The following is an 18678-nucleotide window of genomic DNA, read 5'->3' as shown; positions in this document are numbered from 1 at the left end:
CATTTTTTATGTTTAATAATTATGATTGCTAGAATTTTCGCGAAAACGATTTTATGAATTAGAATAAATGAAATTTAGTGTTTTAGAACACCCCAGCTATTTGGGACTTTTTTTATTGAATCCCTTTTAGGATACTTTTTGGTAAGCTTATATTCTTTTAATTGAATTTCAATTAAAAGAATACTTACGGACTGATAGCAAGTTTGTTTGATAGTCTTAGCTCAGTTGTAAAATATGATAATAAAAATCTTATTGTTTACGATAAGATTAGATTGATTTTCAAAAATACCAGGTATATTATGTAACTTTGCCCACTGAGTTAAATTGTATTTAAATAAGTTGCCGTGAGGTAACGAGAATAATATATAGTAAAAATATGGCAAATATTGTTGCAATTGTAGGTCGTCCAAATGTTGGGAAATCCACGCTTTTTAATCGTCTGACGGAGAGTAGAAAAGCTATTGTTGATGACTTTAGTGGAGTGACGCGCGACCGTCACTATGAAACGGCAGAATGGATTGGGAAAAAGTTTACAGTAATTGATACTGGTGGGTTTGTACATGGATCGGATGATGTTTTTGAAGAAGCAATTCGTGACCAGGTTCATATCGCAATAGAAGAAGCATCAGCGATCATTTTTATGGTTGATGTAACAACAGGTATTACGGATTTAGATGATGAGATCGCAGATCTTTTGAGAAGAAGTTCTAAACCGGTATATGTTGCTGCAAATAAAGTTGACCACGCTAAATTACACCATGACTCTGCAGAGTTTTATGCTTTTGGTTTAGGTGAAATTTATAATGTTTCTTCCGCTACAGGATCGGGGACAGGGGAATTATTAGATGCTGTAGTTTCAACTTTTGAAGACGAAGAAGAAGATGATACCACATTAGCGAAATATACAATCGTAGGTCGTCCGAACGTAGGTAAATCTTCTTTAACAAATGCTTTATTAGGTGTTGATCGTAATATTGTAACACCTGTTGCAGGTACGACACGCGATTCGATTCGTATTCATTATAAGCAATTTGGACATGAGTTCTTATTGATTGATACAGCAGGTTTGAGACGTAAATCTAAGGTAAACGAAGATATTGAGTTTTACTCTGTGATGCGTACAATCAAGGCATTAGAGGATTCTGATGTTGTCCTTTTAATGTTAGATGCAAATGATGGTATTGAAGCACAGGATATCAATATTTTTCATTTGGCAGAAAAAAATAGAAAAGGTATTGTAATTATTGTCAATAAATGGGATACCATTGAAAAAGACAATAAAACGATGAAAGAGTTTGAAGCTCGAATTAAAGAGAAAATCGCTCCTTTTACAGATATACCGATTGTCTTTACTTCGGTCACTGAAAAACAACGTATTTTCAAAGCGCTAGAAGTAGCAGCAAAAGTTTATGAGAATAAAACGAAAAAAATACCTACTTCAAAATTGAACGAAGTGATGTTGCAGGTGATTGAGAATTATCCTCCACCAGCTTTAAAGGGTAAATATATCAAGGTAAAATACGTAACGCAATTACCAGGACGTACACCTATGTTTGCATTCTTCTGTAACTTACCACAGTATGTAAAAGATCCGTACAAACGTTATATCGAAAATAAATTACGTGAGCACTTCGATTTTGAAGGTGTTCCAATTCAAATATATTTTAGACAAAAATAGAAACAGCTATTTTCTAGACATGGAAAACAATCTTCATTTATACAATACGTTAACACGTAAGAAAGAAAAATTCCAACCATTACATCCCTCTTTAGTAGGGATGTATGTTTGTGGGCCTACTGTATACAGTGATGTTCACTTAGGAAATTGTCGGACTTTTGTGTCATTTGATTTGATATTTCGTTATTTAAAACATCTCGGATTTAAAGTTCGTTATGTACGTAATATTACCGATGCAGGCCATTTGGAAGGGGATAATGATGAAGGTGATGATAAGTTTGCTAAAAAGGCAAAATTGGAGCAATTGGAACCGATGGAGATTGTTCAAAAATATACTCTTGGTTTCCACGATGTGCTTCGTCTTTTTAATACTTTACCTCCAAGTATAGAACCGACCGCTACAGGACATATTTCTGAGCAGATTGAAATGGTCCAAAAGATCATTGCTAATGGCTATGCTTATGAAGTAGATGGGACTGTATATTTTGATGTAGAGAAATATGTGAAAGATTACGATTATACTATTCTGACTAATCGTAAGCTGGAAGATATGTTGAATAATACACGTGAGCTTGGTGGCCAAGATGAAAAACATGGCCGTCTGGATTTTGCATTATGGATCAAAGCTAAGCCAGAACATATTATGCGCTGGCCTTCACCTTGGAGTGTTGGATTTCCGGGTTGGCATATTGAATGTTCGGCGATGAGCCGTAAATATTTAGGCGATCAGTTTGATATTCATGGTGGAGGTATGGATCTGGCAGCAACGCATCATACAAACGAAATAGCTCAGTCTGAAGCATGTAATCATACTGCACCTGCCAAATATTGGATGCATACCAATATGTTAACGGTAAATGGAGCACGTATGTCTAAATCTTCAGGAAATGGCTTTTTACCTCATCAGTTGTTTACCGGTGATCATCCTTTGTTGGAACGTGGATATTCACCTATGGCTGTTCGTTTCTTTATGTTACAAGCGCATTATAGAAGCACATTGGATTTCTCAAATGAGGCACTTGATGCTGCAGATAAAGGGTTCAAGCGTCTTATGACAGCGGTAAATCTATTGGATAAGCTGAAACCTTCAAAAGGTAAGTCTGCTGTTGATGTAGCTGATTTACGTGCGAAATGTTATGCTGCCATGGATGATGATTTCAATAGCCCTATCTTAATTGCAGAATTGTTTGAAGTCGTTCGTTCGATTAATTCTATTTACGATGGAAAAGCAGCTATCAGTGCTGCTGATCTAGAAGAGTTAAGAGCATTTGTACAACATTTTATTTTTGATATTCTAGGCTTGCAAGATGATCAATTATCGAGCACTGATAATGTGGATGAAATCATGGCTATTGTGATCAAATTACGTGATGGAGCTAAGCAAAATAAAGATTTTGCTACATCTGATCGTATTCGTGAGGAACTTAATGCTATCGGTATTCAATTAAAAGATAGCAAAGATGGAACGCTTTGGAATAAGATTTGATAGTTAGTGTCCAATTAAAATAAAGACATTACATGAATATATGGAATAAAATGTCGGCAATAGTTTTCATGAGTGCCTTTTCAGCACAAGTGTATGCACAGGTTCCCGATAAAGTAGGTAGTTTAATCAATGCCGACAAAGAGGCTGCGTTGATTTCTAAGACAACTACTCCGCATCAGGCTTTTCTGTCGATTGTCGATAAAGAGTCTAAATTTTTTGTTCCTTCCGAGGTCAATGCTTTAGATTATCTTAATAATAGGCCGAATATACCCGATGTACTAACTTGGGAACCAGCGCTAGCGATGGTTTCAAAAAGTCAAGAATTTGGGGTTACTACTGGTTCGATGGAATTTCAGAAAGTAGGAGCGAGAAAACGTTTTGGGCAGTACTTAACCGTCTGGAAAAGAAATAAAAAAGGTAAGTGGCTGGTGGATATTCGTGCTGAAGTTGAAAATTTTGGCAATAAGGAAAATTCTGAACTGGAGTTTTATGAACCTAGTGAAGCTTGGTATTTGAAGCACCGTTCTCAGGTACGTTTAGATCAACGTAAAGAGATTGTTTTTGAAACCGATAAGCTTTTGTCAACGGTTCTTAAGGCTGATAATCAAGCGGGTTATAAAGAGTTTTTGAATGAAGATGCAAGATTTCTTTTTCCTTGGATACAACCAATAGAAGGTAAAAAAGAAATATTAGCATATTTAAAGAAATCTCGTATTAATATTCTAACTACTCCTGAAAAAGTAGGTAGAGCATATAGCGGTGAGTATGCTTATTCATTCGGTACTGCAACTGTCAATATTAAGGATAAGGTCGTTAAATACAATTATATCCGTATTTGGAAGTTGAGTGAACTCGCGAAGGACGATGTATCTAAAGCAAATTGGAATATACTTGTAGAAATGATGTTTGAAAGATAATATTTTTTCACATTATTTATAAAATAGAAAGGGCTTCAAAATTAATTTTGAAGCCCTTTCTATTTTATCTTATCAGATCAACTATTTTTTAGAGATCCAAACTTTAAGTTCATTACAGTCTTTAAAGTCATCGGCAATATTGATATATGTGTTCTCTCTCTTAGATTCAAACCAGGTATTCAATTTGCGGTTTACTTTATCTTGACGTGCAGCTTCTTTGATTTTCACAAAATCCTCATCTAAGTTTGCTTTATGAGGAGCAATACGTGATTTTAAATAATTGAATCGTAGACCAATTTCACCTGTACGATCTGTAAATTGTGCCGGTTTAGAATATTCTCCAGGTTTTAATGGATCTATAGCTTGAAATACAGAAGCTTCCAATTTATCTACAGGTATTAATGTTGAACGGGTTTCTCCCTCTTGGTTAAGAACCATTCCACCATTAAATTTTGATTCTTCACTGTCAGAGTTTGTCGTTGCAGCATGATAAAAATCTAATTTTCCTGTTGTCACTAAGTTGTAGATGCTATCCATCTTTGCTTGTGTGCGTTCAATACTAGCAGCTGTTGGTTTAAACTTAATCAAAATATGTCTAACATGTACTTCTTCCCCACGTCTTTCTAACACTTGTAAAAAGTGGAAACCATATTTTGTTTCAAAAACAGGAGAAACATCACCCGCTTTTAATTTAAAAGCCATTGCTGCAAATTCCTTAACCCAATTATCACGTGTATTGAAACCTAAATCTCCACCATAAGGAGCAGATCCATCTTCAGAATATAAACGTGCAACTGTACCAAAATCAGAACCATCTGTAACCTGTTTGCGAAGTCCCTCTGCCTTTGCTTTAAACTCAGCTTTCTCTTCAACAGTTAGTTTAGGGAACATAACAATTTCACCAATTTCTACTTCTGTATTAAAATAAGGTAGGCTATCGGTATTCAGTCCTTCATAATAGCGTTTTACCTCAATAGGTGTAACGTCTACTTTTTGAACAATATTCTGACGCATTTTATTTGCTTTCAATTGCTCATATATACTAGGACGCATATCTTCTTTGTATTGCAACAGAGATCTATTTAAGAATTTTTCTAATCTTTCTTGACCACCTGCTTGTTGAGACATATAGCGTAGTCGGCTGTTTAGGTTATCATCAACTTCAGTTTCGCCCACTTCGATGGAGTCAATTACCGCCTGCTGAGAAAGTAATTTCTGTGTTAACAGCTGTTGCAGCATTTCACATTTGAAATCTGCATTTGGTTTATTACCACCTGAAAGATATTGCGCATACTGCATATCAACATCTGATTGTAAAATAATACCAGATCCTACTGTCGCAACTACTCGATCGATAACTTGTTTTTGAGCAAATACTGTTTGTGCTGTCACAAATACCAATAATAGCAACGTATATAAGTTTTTTTTCATTAGAATAATATGTCTTTTAATGGTGATGAAGCTATCATGAGCTGGTTACTACTCGCGGTTTGTAAGCTATTATAAGCCCATGATGGTTTCATTCGTGGAATGTAATTTAAATGCTTTTTAAAAATATAACTGTTCAAACTTAAAGTTCTGAAAGCTTGCACAAAATTATTAGAATATATTAATTATTCTTAATTTTATTTGAATATTATTTCCGAGGTCTTATCCCGTTTATATGCTTATTATGAATAATAACATATTGAACGGCTCTGGAACAGCTAAAATAAGTATTTACAAGGTAGTAAAAGTAGTTTTAACCAAATTTAACACTACATTTTCCCACAAAATTTTAATTTTGAAATCATGAAAAAAATTATACTTTTTATTTTGACCTGTTTTCCTTTTTTTGGTTGGTCGCAAAACATTTCCATGTTTGTAGGTACTTATACCTCTAACACCGAAAGTAAAGGAATCTATGCATTTGATTTTAATGTAAAAACGGGTGAAATAGCGCTAGTATCGACCACTCCATTAGTGGATCCCTCTTTTCTAGCTCGAAAGGATAATATTTTATATGCCGTTAGTGAGCAGGGAAATAATAAAGGAAGTTTAACTGCGTATTCTTATAACAAAGGTAAATTTACAATCTTAAATACAGTTCCTACAAAAGGAGATGCGCCCTGTCATGTTTCGGTGAGTCCTTATAAAAACCTGATCACAGCTTCTAATTATAGTGGTGGCTCTTTTGTACTATACGGATTAGAACCCAATGGTGTTATCGGTAATCTAAAAGATTTTGTTCAACATGAAGGTAAAGGCGTTGACAAAGCTAGACAAGAAGGCCCTCATGTACATTCTGCGTTTTTCTCAAAAAAAGGAAATGAACTTTTTGTACAAGATTTAGGTCTAGATCAAATTTCGATTTATAAATTAATTGATCCAAAATCAAAGGATGTTAAATTGGGTACAGATCCTGCGGAAGTATTCTCTTCAGCAGGTGGTGGTCCTCGACATATTGCCTTTGATAAGAAAGAAAAGCATATGTATGTCGTACTCGAAATGACAGCAGACATTGCTGTATACAAACGGGATGGACAAGATTGGTTATTTGATCAATCTGTTAATATTAATCCTGATGGGTTTACAGGGAAAAATGGTGCCGCTGATATCAAAGTATCTCCGGACGGAAAATTTCTGTATGCATCAAACAGAGGTGATGCTAATACCATTGGAATTTTCGCTATTGCTAAAGACGGAAAATTGACCAAAGTAGCAAATCAGAGTACATCTGGAAAAGGACCGCGCAATTTTAATTTTAGCCCTGACGGTAAATTCCTATTGGTAGCCAATCAAACGAGTAACGAAATTATCACTTTTAGCAGGGATGAAAAAACAGGACTTCTAAAAGAGACTGGAAAACCACTTCGTGTTCCTGCTCCAGTTTGTATTATTTTTTAGTGATATCATCTGTTGATGAAGAGTCGTCAGAATTACTTTTTAATTCATGTGTCTCTTCATCATACATACCCTCTAATTCATCTGTGATTGTCCCTTTCCACAATTTAATGCCCGTTATATAGGCAACCCTTCCAATCATATGCGCCGCAACCGGAGCTGTTAGTACTAGAAAGAACGCGATTGCGATTGTTTTTGTTGTGACGGAGACGTCAGGAAAGACAATTGCGGCACAAAGCAAAAGCAAACCAACACCTAGAGTTGCAGCTTTAACCGTAACAGAAAGGCGTAAATAAAAGTCAGGCATTCTAAGGATGCCAATGGAAGCGAAGAGAATCGCTAAGGCGCCGATGGTACTCAGCACTGCAATAATAATATCAGTCATTATAGTCTTGTTTTTCTAAATAATAGGCAAAGGCAATTGTTCCTAAAAAGGCAATTAGGGCAAGTATCATGGCCACGTCAAGAAAAATTTCTTGAGATGTCGTGATACTATAGACAGTAATAATCCCAATACCTGTGGTAATGATTAGATCTAGAGCAATAACCCTATCGGCCACATCCGGTCCTTTGAAAAGACGTATAAATGTAATTACTGTTGACAAAATTAATATGGGCAGAATCACATAATCTAAATATTCAGTTAAGCTCATCTCAAAATTTCTAAAAGTTTGCGTTCAACATTGTTTTTCAACTCTGTCATGAATTTTTGTTTATCATGTAGGTACATGACATGGATATATAAAATCTTTTTGTCTTCGCTGATATCCAGAATTAATGTTCCCGGTGTTAGTGAGATAAAGGTAGAAAGTAAGTTGATCTCAAAATCAGACTTAGCATCCATCTTGTATTTCACAATTCCAGGTTTAAAAAAATACTTAGGTGTGATCACGTCGTAAGCAACCTGTAGATTAGCTATAATCATTTGATACAAGAAGAAAAAGAGAAAGCTAATCGTTTTCGGGACACGGTAAAAATAACGCTGATCAACTTCATTTCGGTTCATGACCCATAGAATGAAGAAACCAAGTAAGAAGCCAAAAAGAAAATTCGTATAATACATTGAACCTGTTAATGCTACCCAAATAAAAGAAAGCAGCAGGTTCATTAAAAACTGTTTGATCATATTTTACTTTATTTGCCTAATACTGCTTGAATATAAGGTTTGGTGTTTAACATTTCTGATGATATGCGGTCCGCTACCTGAATGATACTTTCTGCATTGAGTCCGATATATAAAGAACTAGCTGCAAGTATACAGATCGGTAAAATCAATGCGACCTTTCGAATACCTATCAGGTCTTTAAATTTGTCCTCAATTGCATCGGGGTCTTGTGGTTTTTTCCAAAATACTTCCGACCAAAATTTTGCGAGTACAAATAAAGTCATGAAGCTACCTAGTATAAGTGCTCCTGCATAAAAGTAATGTCCTGTTTGAAAGGCACCCTGCAATAAATATATTTTTGGCCAAAATCCGGATAATGGTGGTATACCAGCCAGTGAAAACAGTACTATGGCAATCAGCAATGAAATTTTTGGATATTCAGCATACAATCCACCCAGTTTTTTCATATCCATAGATCCTCTCATTTGACGGATCAATCCGGCGATTAAGAAGATGTTCGTTTTAACCATGATATCATGAATTAAATAAAATACGGCACCGAGAATTGCCAACTTGCTATAAATACCTAATCCCCCTATCATAAATCCGATATGGCATACGATGAGGTAAGAAAATAGCCGTCTTATATTGGTCTTGATCAATACACCGAATGCTCCTGTTAAAATGGTCAAAATTGCCAATATGACCAACAGATTCCGAATAAATTCATTAGGAATGAAAATTAAGGTAAAGACCCGGAATAAGGCATATATACCTACCTTAGTGAGTAGCCCACCAAATATAGCTGCTACAGCAGAAGGAGGTGTGTGATAGGATGATGGCAACCAGAAGTAAAGAGGGAAAATCGCAGACTTGATGCCAAATCCAATTAAAAAGAAAGTAGCAGTAATATCAACTATTGCACGGTTTTCAATCTTGGGAACGATGAGTGCTAGATCGGCCATATTTAAAGACCCCGATATACCATAAAGAATACCGATTCCAGTTAAGAAGAAAGTAGAAGCGAGTATATTCATCGCCATATACTTTACAGCGCCCTCTAATTGTGCTTTCCGACCTCCCAGGGTCATTAATACAAAGGATGAAATAATAATAACTTCAAAAAACACGTAAAGATTGAAAATATCTCCGGTTAAAAATGCACCATTTAATCCCATCACTAAAAAGTGGAAGATAGGGAAGTAACCGTAGAGTATACGTTGCCGGCCGATACCTGTTGCAGAGAAAATAGATACTGCTAAAGTCGCTATCGCTGTGAGCAGAACTAAGGTGGAGCTTAGTAAATCTGCTACAAATACAATTCCGAAAGGAGCCTCCCAATTGGCCGCATGCATAATGAGTATGTCTCCATTAAATACTTTAGCAAATAATTTGATGGCAAAAATTAAACTTATGAAACTGCCGCCAATGCTGAGGATACGTTGTGGACCTGTTTTTCTCCAAAAACCTAACTGTATGATTGCAGTAAATAAATGTACAAGTACTGTTGCTATAATTTGATTATCAATCATATATCTTCGTCTTCGGGTGTGTTTAAGTTGTCTAGATCGTCCGTGTTAATTAGTGCATAAACACGTTTTAATAGTACAATAGCAAAGGAAGTTAAGCCGAAGCTAATGACAATTGCGGTTAAAATTAATGCTTGAGGTATTGGATCTGCATATATATCTTGAAAGACTTTCAATCCATCTCTAATGATCGGCGGTTTTCCTTTGGTGATATTACCCAAGAGAAATATCAAAATATTGGTGCCGTTTCCAAGTAGCATAATTCCTAGAAGTAGTTTAACCATACTTCTTCTTAAAATAAGATATATGCCTGTCGCATATAATACGCCTATGAGTAAAATAAGTAGTATTTCCATTGCAATGTTAATCTGAACTGAGTGAAATGGTGAATAAAATGGTTAAAACAACTCCGATGACCACGAGGTAAATACCAAGATCGAAGAGTAGTGCTGTACCAATCATACCAATAACTGGGATCGGATGTTCCAGCCATAATCCAGTCATTACAGGCAGTCCGAAAAGTGCTGGCATAAACATACTGAATGCAGATATTCCTAATCCGATAGGAAGTAAGGATAGGGGTTTATAACGCAATATCTTCATTGTTTCTTCAGTACCATGAGCGAAACTGTGTAAGACAAAAGCAATGGATGCAACCAAACCTCCGACAAAACCACCGCCTGGGTAGTAATGTCCTCTTAATAATAGAAAAAAGGAAAATAAAAGAAGTATAGGCAACAAATATTTTGAAGCTGTTTGTAAAATAGTACTTTTCATATTATTCTTTCTCCGATGATTTTAAACGTAATTTTAATAAGCTGTACACACCTAATGCAGCGATCGATAATACAACAACTTCAAACATGGTATCAAACCCCCTGAAGTCAACAAGCAGTACATTTACGACATTTCTACCTTTCGCTAATAGATATGCATTTTTACCATAGAAGTCACTTATCGCAATATTCGTAGGAACATGTAGTACGCGAATGGCCACCAAAGCTAAGATTATCCCAAATATGATGGCAACCACCGCATCCCTTATCAGTACTCTTTTATTGGCAAGATTTAGAAATGGAGGTAATTTAAAGAGAACAAGAACAAATAGAACTACTGTTAGCGTGTCTATTGTAAATTGTGTCATAGCCAAATCCGGAGCACTGTAGAATACGAAAAGTAAACAGATACCGTATCCAATGACACTAGTTGAAACTACAGCGGTTAGCCTTGAAGAAGTGCTCAAGGTGAGAGCGACAGCTCCAAATACGATCAGAATAGTAACCACTTCGTATACGCTTACTGCTGATAGTAGTTCCCAGTTGATATGTAGTGGGCCACCAAGGTAAAGTTGATAAGCTAAAAGAACCTCTGCAAATATGATGATCTTCAATAGGTAAGAGCGAAGATATCCGTTATGGAAATAATGCGAATAACTTGTCGAGAAATTGTAAATGGTCCGATAACATTTTTGAAAAATGGTAATCGGCGCTATGAAATTTAATTGTTCAATCCATTTTAATTTATGTTCACTTGGCTTATTGATAAAATAGATAACTGTGCCCAGTACTATAGTTATGGCACTTAATAGCAAAATAGTATTAAATCCATGCCATATTTTAAGTTGAAAATCACTTTTAACGGACATGATACTATTTACGGTGGGTTGTGCGATCAGATCGCCAATAAAAGTTGGGAAACAACCAAAAACGACTCCTAAGAGTGCAAGTATAAACGGAGGTATCCAAAGCGATTTTGCAGGAAGTTTTATTTTCTCAAAATTTTCAGGAAGTTTCCCAAAAAATGGTTTGATACCAGCCATGAAACCCGCAGATACCAATAGAATATTTGTTATTACTGCTGCAACAGTCAGGTAAATAGCTAAATGTTTTTCACTATGTAATGTCGCTTCATATATTAAATCTTTTCCAATAAATCCAAATGTTAAAGGTACTCCGGCACTGGATATAGCGGCTAAAAAACCAGCAATTGCAACAGGTAATAAAACCTTTCTCAATCCTTGCAGTACAGATAGGTCCCGAGTGTGGGTGGCGTGATCAATAATACCTGTAATTAAAAATAATGTTGCTTTATATAGTGCATGCACAACAATAAAAACAGAGGCAGCGATGATGGCATCTTGGGTGCCAAGACCTAACAAAAAAACTAAAATACCTAATGCCGATATGGTTGAATAAGCGAGTACGCCCTTCATATCAGTTCTAAAAAGAGAATGAAAAGCTCCATATAGCATTGTGATTCCACCAATAATCATGAGGCTATACGTCCACGCTGTATTATTGCCTAAAATGGGATAAAAACGTGCAAGTAGGTAGATACCAGCTTTTACCATAGTTGCTGAGTGCAGGTAAGCAGATACTGGGGTAGGCGCTTTCATAGCACCAGGTAACCAAAAATGAAATGGAAATTGTGCAGATTTGGTCATAGCACCTAAGATGATAAGACCTAATATATAAGGAAATAGCTGATGTTCCTGAATTAGTTGAGCCTTACTTACGAGCTCGGAGATGGAATAGGTATTGGCAATATTACCGATTAGAACAAGACCTGCCAATAAAAAGAAGCCTCCTAGTCCAGTTACGCTTAATGCTGTCAGGGCACTTTTTCTAGATTCTATTTTTTCATTATTAAAACCAATCAAGAAAAACGAGCTGATGCTGGTCAGTTCCCAGAAGGTAAATAATAGAAAGATGTTGTCAGACAGTACAAGGCCGAGCATGGCCGACATGAACATACATAAGTATCCGAAAAAGCGATCAACATACGGATCATCTTTTAAATATGATTTAGCATAAAAAAATATACAGGTTCCGATTCCGGTGATTAATAAAGAAAATAGGAGTGATAATCCATCTAGTCTAAAATCAAAATTTATACCTAGTGAGGGTATCCAATCAATATGCTGCACATATGATTTATCCCAATTTATTAATGGTAGATATTGGAGATAATAAAGAAATAAAAGTAGCGGTATGAATGCGAGAATAATTCCCCATTTAGTTTTTACGAATTTGCCAAATGGAACAATAAGGCTCGATGTTATTAGTCCTATTAGAACGGTAAATAGCATTTAGTCTTTGTTTTTAATATTTGTGAAAGGCTACAATATAAGAAAAATTGACGGTTATTTCTGAATTGGAGGTGTAATTTTATGAGAAATTAATTTCGAATGACTATAGCATTTAACAAAATTTAACATTAACTTCGTTTTGAACTAACATGCTAAACCGTTTAAAAACTACCTAATTAATAATTTGTACTTGACCAAATTTATGTTTTAAATGAACAGTAACGTCCATAAACAATTATTTGAAGAACATTATAGAAGCCTATGTCATTTTGCATGGAAGCTATGTGGGGACGCTACAGAAGCTGAAGATCTGGCACAGGATGCATTCATTTCTTATTATAACCATGAAGATCATATTTCTACACATCAGGGTGCTATAAAGAATTACCTTTATACTTCTGTGAGGTATGCATTTTTAAATAGCAAGCGGAAAGAAAGGGTTGTTGAGAAGTATTGGTTAAATTCTCCATTTAATGAGTGCAGCAACGATTCTTTAGAATTAGATATTATTCATTCGGAAGTTATCGCAGAGGTTCATAAAATTATGCAAAGCATGCCTGAAGGCTGTCGTATCGTATTTAAAATGGGATACTTTGAAGGATTAAGTAATCAGGATATCTCTAAAGAGCTAAATATTAGTGTTAATACTGTGAAAACTCAAAAGCAACGTGGGTTAAAAACAATTATGAAGAAAATGAATCCTGAATTGTTGCCCCTAGCGTTGATTTTCTATAACATGTTTCGATAGATGCTTCCCGCATTCTATATAGATCAAACTCAAATTGATTTTTCTCTTACCAGTATTTTATTAGTCAAAAGCAGGTTATTTTTTTAGGTTCATATCTTTTATGAATCACTGTTATATATTTATGTTAATGGTGTTATATAATCTCTATAAGCCTGTTTCACTTTATTCTTTCAAGAAATTTACTTTTTTTAAAAATTGTTGTCACCCATTCGGGCGAGCAAAGTTTCTTTATTATATATTATGAAGAGTAAACCTTTTATTATTGCTGAAATCATCAAAAAATCTTTAGTCGGGGAACTGTCTATTGAAGAAAAAACTGTGCTTGAAAATTGGATAAATTTAACGGATGAAAACAAAAAATTGTACGCTAGTTTTAAGCAATCCCATAAAGTTGAAGAAGATTTAAAGTTTTTAAGATCAATTGATGTTGAGCAAGCTTGGAATAATTTAGAAAAAAAGCAAAATAGCACGCAAAAAGTTGAAAATAATTTTAATCTTAAAATTTGGATTCCACTTATTGCCTCATGTTTAGTCTTGTGTTTCCTCTTTTTATATCAAAATAAATCACCTAAGAATTCAAAGATAATTGCCATCCAATCTACCAAACATAAAAATGATATAAAGCCAGCTTCAAATGATGCCTTGTTAATATTGGATAATGGTGAAACTTTTGATCTCAGTAATCGTAATAACGGGCAAATAGCCAATAACATTAAGCTTAGCAATGATCAGCTGGAGTATGTAAAAGGTCATTATGGAGGTGCAGAACTCAGGTATAACACTTTAGTTGTTCCGAAAGGCGGTTATTATAAGCTCGAACTATCAGATGGTACTAAGGTCTGGATTAATGCGATGTCCAGATTGAAGTTCCCTGAGTCTTTTGGATCAGGAGAGCGTAAGGTACAATTGGATGGCGAAGCTTATTTTGAAGTATCTAAAGATGTTGATCGTCCTTTTATAGTCCAAGCGAATGGTACTGACGTTAAAGTTTTAGGTACACATTTTAATGTTGACGCTTATAGTAAAAAAGTAAGAACAACTTTGGAAGAAGGAAAAGTTGAAGTGTCCAATGCTGATCTTGCTATCATATTACAGCCAGGAGAGTTTGCAGAATCTGTTGATGGAAGACTCAATAAAGGTTATGCAGATTTGGCAAAGGACCTGGCATGGCATAATAATGAATTTTATTTTAATAAAGATAATGTTCAATCCATTGTCGATCAGTTATCTAATTGGTATGATGTAGAAGCTAAATTTGACCAAGGGGTCAATAGAAATAAAGCAATCACCGGATCAGTTGATCGCAATGTTCCACTTTCGCAGGTATTAGAGATGTTAGAATATGTAAGTGATTTGCGGTTTAAGATAGATGGAGATCAATTAATTATTAAAAATAAATAACACGATATGGAGAATAAATACTAAACCTAATTATTAAACAAAAAATACAGAGATGTTGCAGCATCCCTGTATCTATTCTTAATTAAGAAGCTAACCGAAAAATTAACTCATTAACCAAATGTAAATGTATGAATAACTTACCATTTGGCAAAAAACGACCTTGGGATTCTCAAGACTCGTTATTTTGCAAACCTTTACGTATTATGAAAATTAGTACCTTTTTAATGTTTGCTTTCGTTACTGGTGTCCAGGCTGAAGGGATTGCGCAAAAGGTCAACCTTAAACTCAAAAATGTTAGGGTCGAAGATGCGTTATCAGCTATTGGCAAACAGACAAAGCATCGTTTCCTTTACAGTGACGATGTCACTAGAGGTGCGAAGAGAATAAGTCTAAATTTAAAAGACGCAAGTCTTGAAGATGCACTTGAAGAAGTTTTAAGTGATAATAACTATACCTATAAAGTCATTGCCAATACGATTACTATCAATAATATTGAAAAAAGTAGTAATAAAACCTCAGAGGTTGTATTGCAAAATACCGTTAGTGGAACAGTCAAAGATAAGGAAGGGCGACCTTTGACAGGAGCGAGTATAACTGTTAAAGGAACAAGCGTTTCAACACAAACAGATAATAGTGGTAATTTTAAAATAAATGCTCCTGCCAATGCTACCTTAATTATTCGATATGTAGGTTTTACTCAAATTGAAACGGCTATTAATGAAAGAAATGTTATTTCAATAACATTGAATCGTACAGAACAACAATTGGACATTGTTAATGTAGTAGCAACAGGTTATCAAAATTTGGATCGCAAGCTGTTTACAGGGGCATCATCAAAAATTGATGCTAAAGAGGCAGAGCGCGCAGGAGTGCCAGATATATCGAGAATGTTAGAAGGACAGGTTGCTGGTGTTTCAGTACAAAATGTATCCGGAACATTTGGGGCTGCACCTAAGATTCGTGTCCGTGGAGCAACTTCTCTTACGGGAGATAATAAACCCCTTTGGGTTATTGATGGTGTTATCTTGGACGAAGCTGTTAATATTTCGAATGAAGCACTTTCAACAGGTGATGCCAACACATTATTAGGATCTTCCGTAGCCGGTTTAAATCCAGATGATATTGAATCTATTACAGTTTTAAAAGATGCTGCCGCTACAGCAATGTATGGTGCAGCAGCGATGAATGGAGTTGTAGTAGTAAATACAAAGAGAGGGCGCAATACAGACGGTGCAGTTAATTTTAATTATTCAGGTAATTTTACAACTTACATTAAACCTAATTATAATCAATTTGATATCATGAATTCTGCAGAGCAGATGCAATTGATTATTGATATGGAGAATAAAGGGTATCTGAATCATTCACAAGTTTCAAGAGCCCCTACAGGAGGAGTATTTAATAAAATGTATAATTTAATGTATGATTATGATCCGAAAACGGATTCATATGCGTTACGTAATGACGCCCCTTCCCGCTATGAGTTTTTGCAACGTTACGCTAATACAAATACGGACTGGTTTGATGAGCTGTTTAAAAGTAATATAGCACATGACCATTCTTTGAGTATGAGTTCAGGTACAAGTAAAGCACAAACCTATGCTTCTACTAGTTTTATGAATGATCCAGGTTACACGCTTGGTAATCAAGCGAGACGTTTTACTGCTAATATTCGAAATAATTATAAAATCAGTGATAAACTAAGTACAGAGTTTATCTTTCAGGGAAATATTAGAGATCAACGGGCTCCAGGTACGCTGAACCGTAACTCTGATGCCGTGTATGGAAGCTATTCGCGTGATTTTGATATCAATCCATATTCTTATTCCTTAAATACCAGTCGGATAATTACGGCTTTTGATGAAAATGGTGATCGTGAGTTTTTTACTCGGGATTATGCACCGTTCAATATTCTAAATGAGTTAGATAATAACTATATCAAACTCAAATTAATGGATATCAAAGTTCAGGCGGGGATTACCTACAAAATTTTACCTTCCTTAACTTATTCTGCAAACGGTATGTATCGTTATTACAATTCGGAAAGGCAGCATATGATTACAGAGAATGCTAATTTATCAAAAGCATATCGGGCGAACCAAGATCAAACTGTAAACAGTGGAAATAGGTTTTTATATGCAGATCCTGATTTTCCAAATACAGATAAATATGTTATCCTTCCAAATGGTGGATTTTTCAATTTGGCAAATAATAATATGATCAGTTATTATATGCGCCATAATTTGGAATATAATCAAACCTGGAATGACCATTCTTTAAATCTATTTGGTACATACGAACTTCAGTTTGGAGATAAGCAAAGTCATGATTTTAACGGGCCAGGTATAGAATATGGTAATGGTAATTTGGTATTACCTAGTTCTCGCTATTATAAAAAATTGATAGAATCAGGCGATAAACCGTTCGCGATGAATTATACTTATGATCGTAAGATTGCTTATGCTATTCGAGGTGCATACAACTATATGAATAAGTATTCATTTAACTTTACCACACGTTATGATGGATCCAATAAAATGGGACGGACAAATGTGGCAAGGTGGTTACCTACTTGGAATCTGTCTGGAGCTTGGGATATTGATCAAGAAAACTTCTTTAATAAGGACAATGGTATTCTTTCTGGTGCGCGATTACGTGGAACCTATGGCTTAGTTGCTAACATGGGGAATGCATCCAATTCTTCAGCAGTATTCTATAATGCTACTACGTATAGACCTTTTGAGGGAGAAAAAGAAGGAAAAATCAGCCTCGATGATTTAGAAAATTCAGAATTGACATGGGAAAAGATGTACGAATTGAATATTGGTACGGATTTATCATTTTTGAACAATCGAATTGATCTAAATTTTGATTACTATAAGCGTAATATCTTTGATCTAATTGGCCCAATACGCACATCGGGTATCGGAGGGAAATTTGAGAAATTAGCCAATTATGCCGATATGAAAAGCCAAGGTATAGATATTCAATTAGGCGGTTATCCTTTCAAAAATCCAGAAGGTTTCACTTGGCGGACACAATTTACCTTAGGTTTTAATAAAACTGAAATTACAAAACTTGATGTAACACGTAATATCTGGAATCTTGTTTCTGCTGAAGGTGGCGCTATGCTTGGACGACCTCATCGCGGATTATACTCAATAGATTTTGATAAATTGGCAACAAATGGAGGATATCCCACTTATATTGGAACGGATGGAACTCCTGGTGAGACTTACTTTTGGTTGCAGGATAATGAAACAAATTTCTTAAAATATGAAGGTCCAGTTGATCCAACCGTTGCTGGAGGATATTATAACCGTCTAGAATATAAAAATTTCAATTTGTCGTTTTTGTTAAAATTTGCATTTGGAAGTAAAGTACGTTTGCAGCCAACATATTCAGCAACTTATTTGGATATGTATAATGTATCAAGAGATTTAGTTAACCGCTTTATTTTTAAAGGTGATGAGTTCCTAACAGTCATCCCTTCTACATTAGATGGATTAACTTCCGAATTTGATATTAAGAATTCCAATGGCGATCGTAACGCATCAAATTATACTTATAACGCTTACAACTATTCTAGCGAACGTGTAGCTAAGGGTGATTATATTCGTTTATCACAGATTTCCGTAGGTTATAATGTTCCAAAAGAATTAGTTTCTAAGATTAAATTTAGAACCGCTCAGTTCAATTTGGTTGGTAATAACCTTTGGTTGCTGCATTCGGACAAAAAGTTAAACGGTGTCGACCCTGAGTTTTATAGCAATGGAGGCGTAGCTCTTCCAGTTCCGAAACAAGTGACATTATCTGTAAAATTAGGATTCTAAAAGACTAAAC

General features: G+C 35.2%; 15 protein-coding genes. 7 read left to right on the top strand and 8 right to left on the bottom strand.

The window, feature by feature from the left end; genetic code table 11:
- Nucleotides 1-376 precede the first annotated feature (376 nt).
- Genes der through HCX49_RS15320 form a run of 3 tightly spaced genes read left to right on the top strand, consistent with a single transcriptional unit; the run spans nt 377 to nt 4081 of the window.
- Nucleotides 377-1678 (top strand): ribosome biogenesis GTPase Der, encoded by a 1302-nt coding sequence (gene der, locus HCX49_RS15330; protein ID WP_021188677.1) that lies wholly within the window; start codon nt 377-379, stop codon nt 1676-1678.
- 19 nt (nt 1679-1697) lie between these two features.
- Complete coding sequence (cysS, locus tag HCX49_RS15325) at nt 1698-3164, top strand: cysteine--tRNA ligase (RefSeq protein ID WP_132769153.1); 1467 nt, start codon at nt 1698-1700, stop codon at nt 3162-3164.
- Between the two features lie 32 nt (nt 3165-3196).
- Nucleotides 3197-4081, top strand: coding sequence for a hypothetical protein (locus HCX49_RS15320; protein ID WP_021188679.1), 885 nt, complete (start codon nt 3197-3199; stop codon nt 4079-4081).
- An 81-nt stretch (nt 4082-4162) separates the two neighbouring features.
- On the opposite strand, the gene HCX49_RS15315 is transcribed toward HCX49_RS15320, so the two are convergent.
- Entirely contained in the window at nt 4163-5512 is a 1350-nt protein-coding gene (locus HCX49_RS15315; RefSeq protein WP_168127581.1) for a peptidylprolyl isomerase, read from the bottom strand.
- A gap of 360 nt (nt 5513-5872) precedes the next feature.
- Here HCX49_RS15315 and HCX49_RS15310 point away from each other — a divergent pair, with 360 nt between their 5' ends.
- Nucleotides 5873-6967 (top strand): lactonase family protein, encoded by a 1095-nt coding sequence (locus tag HCX49_RS15310; RefSeq protein ID WP_021191303.1) that lies wholly within the window; start codon nt 5873-5875, stop codon nt 6965-6967.
- Here the strand turns inward: HCX49_RS15310 and mnhG are convergent.
- Genes mnhG through mbhE form a run of 7 tightly spaced genes read right to left on the bottom strand, consistent with a single transcriptional unit; the run spans nt 6957 to nt 12686 of the window.
- Nucleotides 6957-7349 (bottom strand): monovalent cation/H(+) antiporter subunit G, encoded by a 393-nt coding sequence (gene mnhG / locus HCX49_RS15305; protein WP_021191304.1) that lies wholly within the window; start codon nt 7347-7349, stop codon nt 6957-6959. The genes HCX49_RS15310 and mnhG overlap by 11 nt on opposite strands.
- A complete protein-coding gene (locus HCX49_RS15300) occupies nt 7342-7569 on the bottom strand; it encodes a monovalent cation/H+ antiporter complex subunit F (protein WP_232789402.1) in 228 nt (75 codons plus the stop codon). The genes mnhG and HCX49_RS15300 overlap by 8 nt, the downstream gene beginning before the upstream one ends.
- 44 nt (nt 7570-7613) lie before the next feature.
- The gene (locus tag HCX49_RS15295) at nt 7614-8090 is read right to left on the bottom strand and encodes a Na+/H+ antiporter subunit E (protein WP_021191306.1); all 477 of its coding nucleotides are present in this window, start codon (nt 8088-8090) and stop codon (nt 7614-7616) included.
- Between the two features lie 8 nt (nt 8091-8098).
- Complete coding sequence (locus HCX49_RS15290; protein WP_132769146.1) at nt 8099-9601, bottom strand: proton-conducting transporter membrane subunit; 1503 nt, start codon at nt 9599-9601, stop codon at nt 8099-8101.
- The gene (locus HCX49_RS15285; protein ID WP_021190426.1) at nt 9598-9954 is read right to left on the bottom strand and encodes a Na+/H+ antiporter subunit C; all 357 of its coding nucleotides are present in this window, start codon (nt 9952-9954) and stop codon (nt 9598-9600) included. The genes HCX49_RS15290 and HCX49_RS15285 overlap by 4 nt, the downstream gene beginning before the upstream one ends.
- A gap of 7 nt (nt 9955-9961) precedes the next feature.
- Nucleotides 9962-10375 carry a Na+/H+ antiporter subunit B gene (locus HCX49_RS15280; protein WP_021190427.1) on the bottom strand — a complete coding sequence of 138 codons (414 nt, stop codon included), beginning with the start codon at nt 10373-10375 and terminating at the stop codon, nt 9962-9964.
- Nucleotide 10376: 1 nt separating this feature from the next.
- Nucleotides 10377-12686: a hydrogen gas-evolving membrane-bound hydrogenase subunit E gene (gene mbhE / locus HCX49_RS15275; protein WP_132769144.1), complete on the bottom strand. Its 2310-nt coding sequence runs from the start codon at nt 12684-12686 to the stop codon at nt 10377-10379.
- 211 nt (nt 12687-12897) lie between these two features.
- Here mbhE and HCX49_RS15270 point away from each other — a divergent pair, with 211 nt between their 5' ends.
- The 3 genes from HCX49_RS15270 to HCX49_RS15260 all read left to right on the top strand — a co-directional run bounded on the left by HCX49_RS15270 (nt 12898) and on the right by HCX49_RS15260 (nt 18668).
- Nucleotides 12898-13434 (top strand): RNA polymerase sigma factor, encoded by a 537-nt coding sequence (locus HCX49_RS15270; RefSeq protein ID WP_021190428.1) that lies wholly within the window; start codon nt 12898-12900, stop codon nt 13432-13434.
- A gap of 240 nt (nt 13435-13674) precedes the next feature.
- Nucleotides 13675-14835 (top strand): FecR family protein, encoded by a 1161-nt coding sequence (locus HCX49_RS15265; protein WP_132769142.1) that lies wholly within the window; start codon nt 13675-13677, stop codon nt 14833-14835.
- Nucleotides 14836-14963: 128 nt separating this feature from the next.
- Nucleotides 14964-18668, top strand: coding sequence for a SusC/RagA family TonB-linked outer membrane protein (locus HCX49_RS15260; RefSeq protein WP_132769140.1), 3705 nt, complete (start codon nt 14964-14966; stop codon nt 18666-18668).
- Nucleotides 18669-18678 lie beyond the last annotated feature (10 nt).

It is taken from the genome of Sphingobacterium sp. B16(2022), assembly GCF_012030425.1.
GTDB lineage: Bacteria > Bacteroidota > Bacteroidia > Sphingobacteriales > Sphingobacteriaceae > Sphingobacterium > Sphingobacterium anhuiense.
The sequence above is the reverse complement of the archived record's forward strand: the minus strand, read 5'-3'. Positions and strand labels throughout refer to the sequence as shown.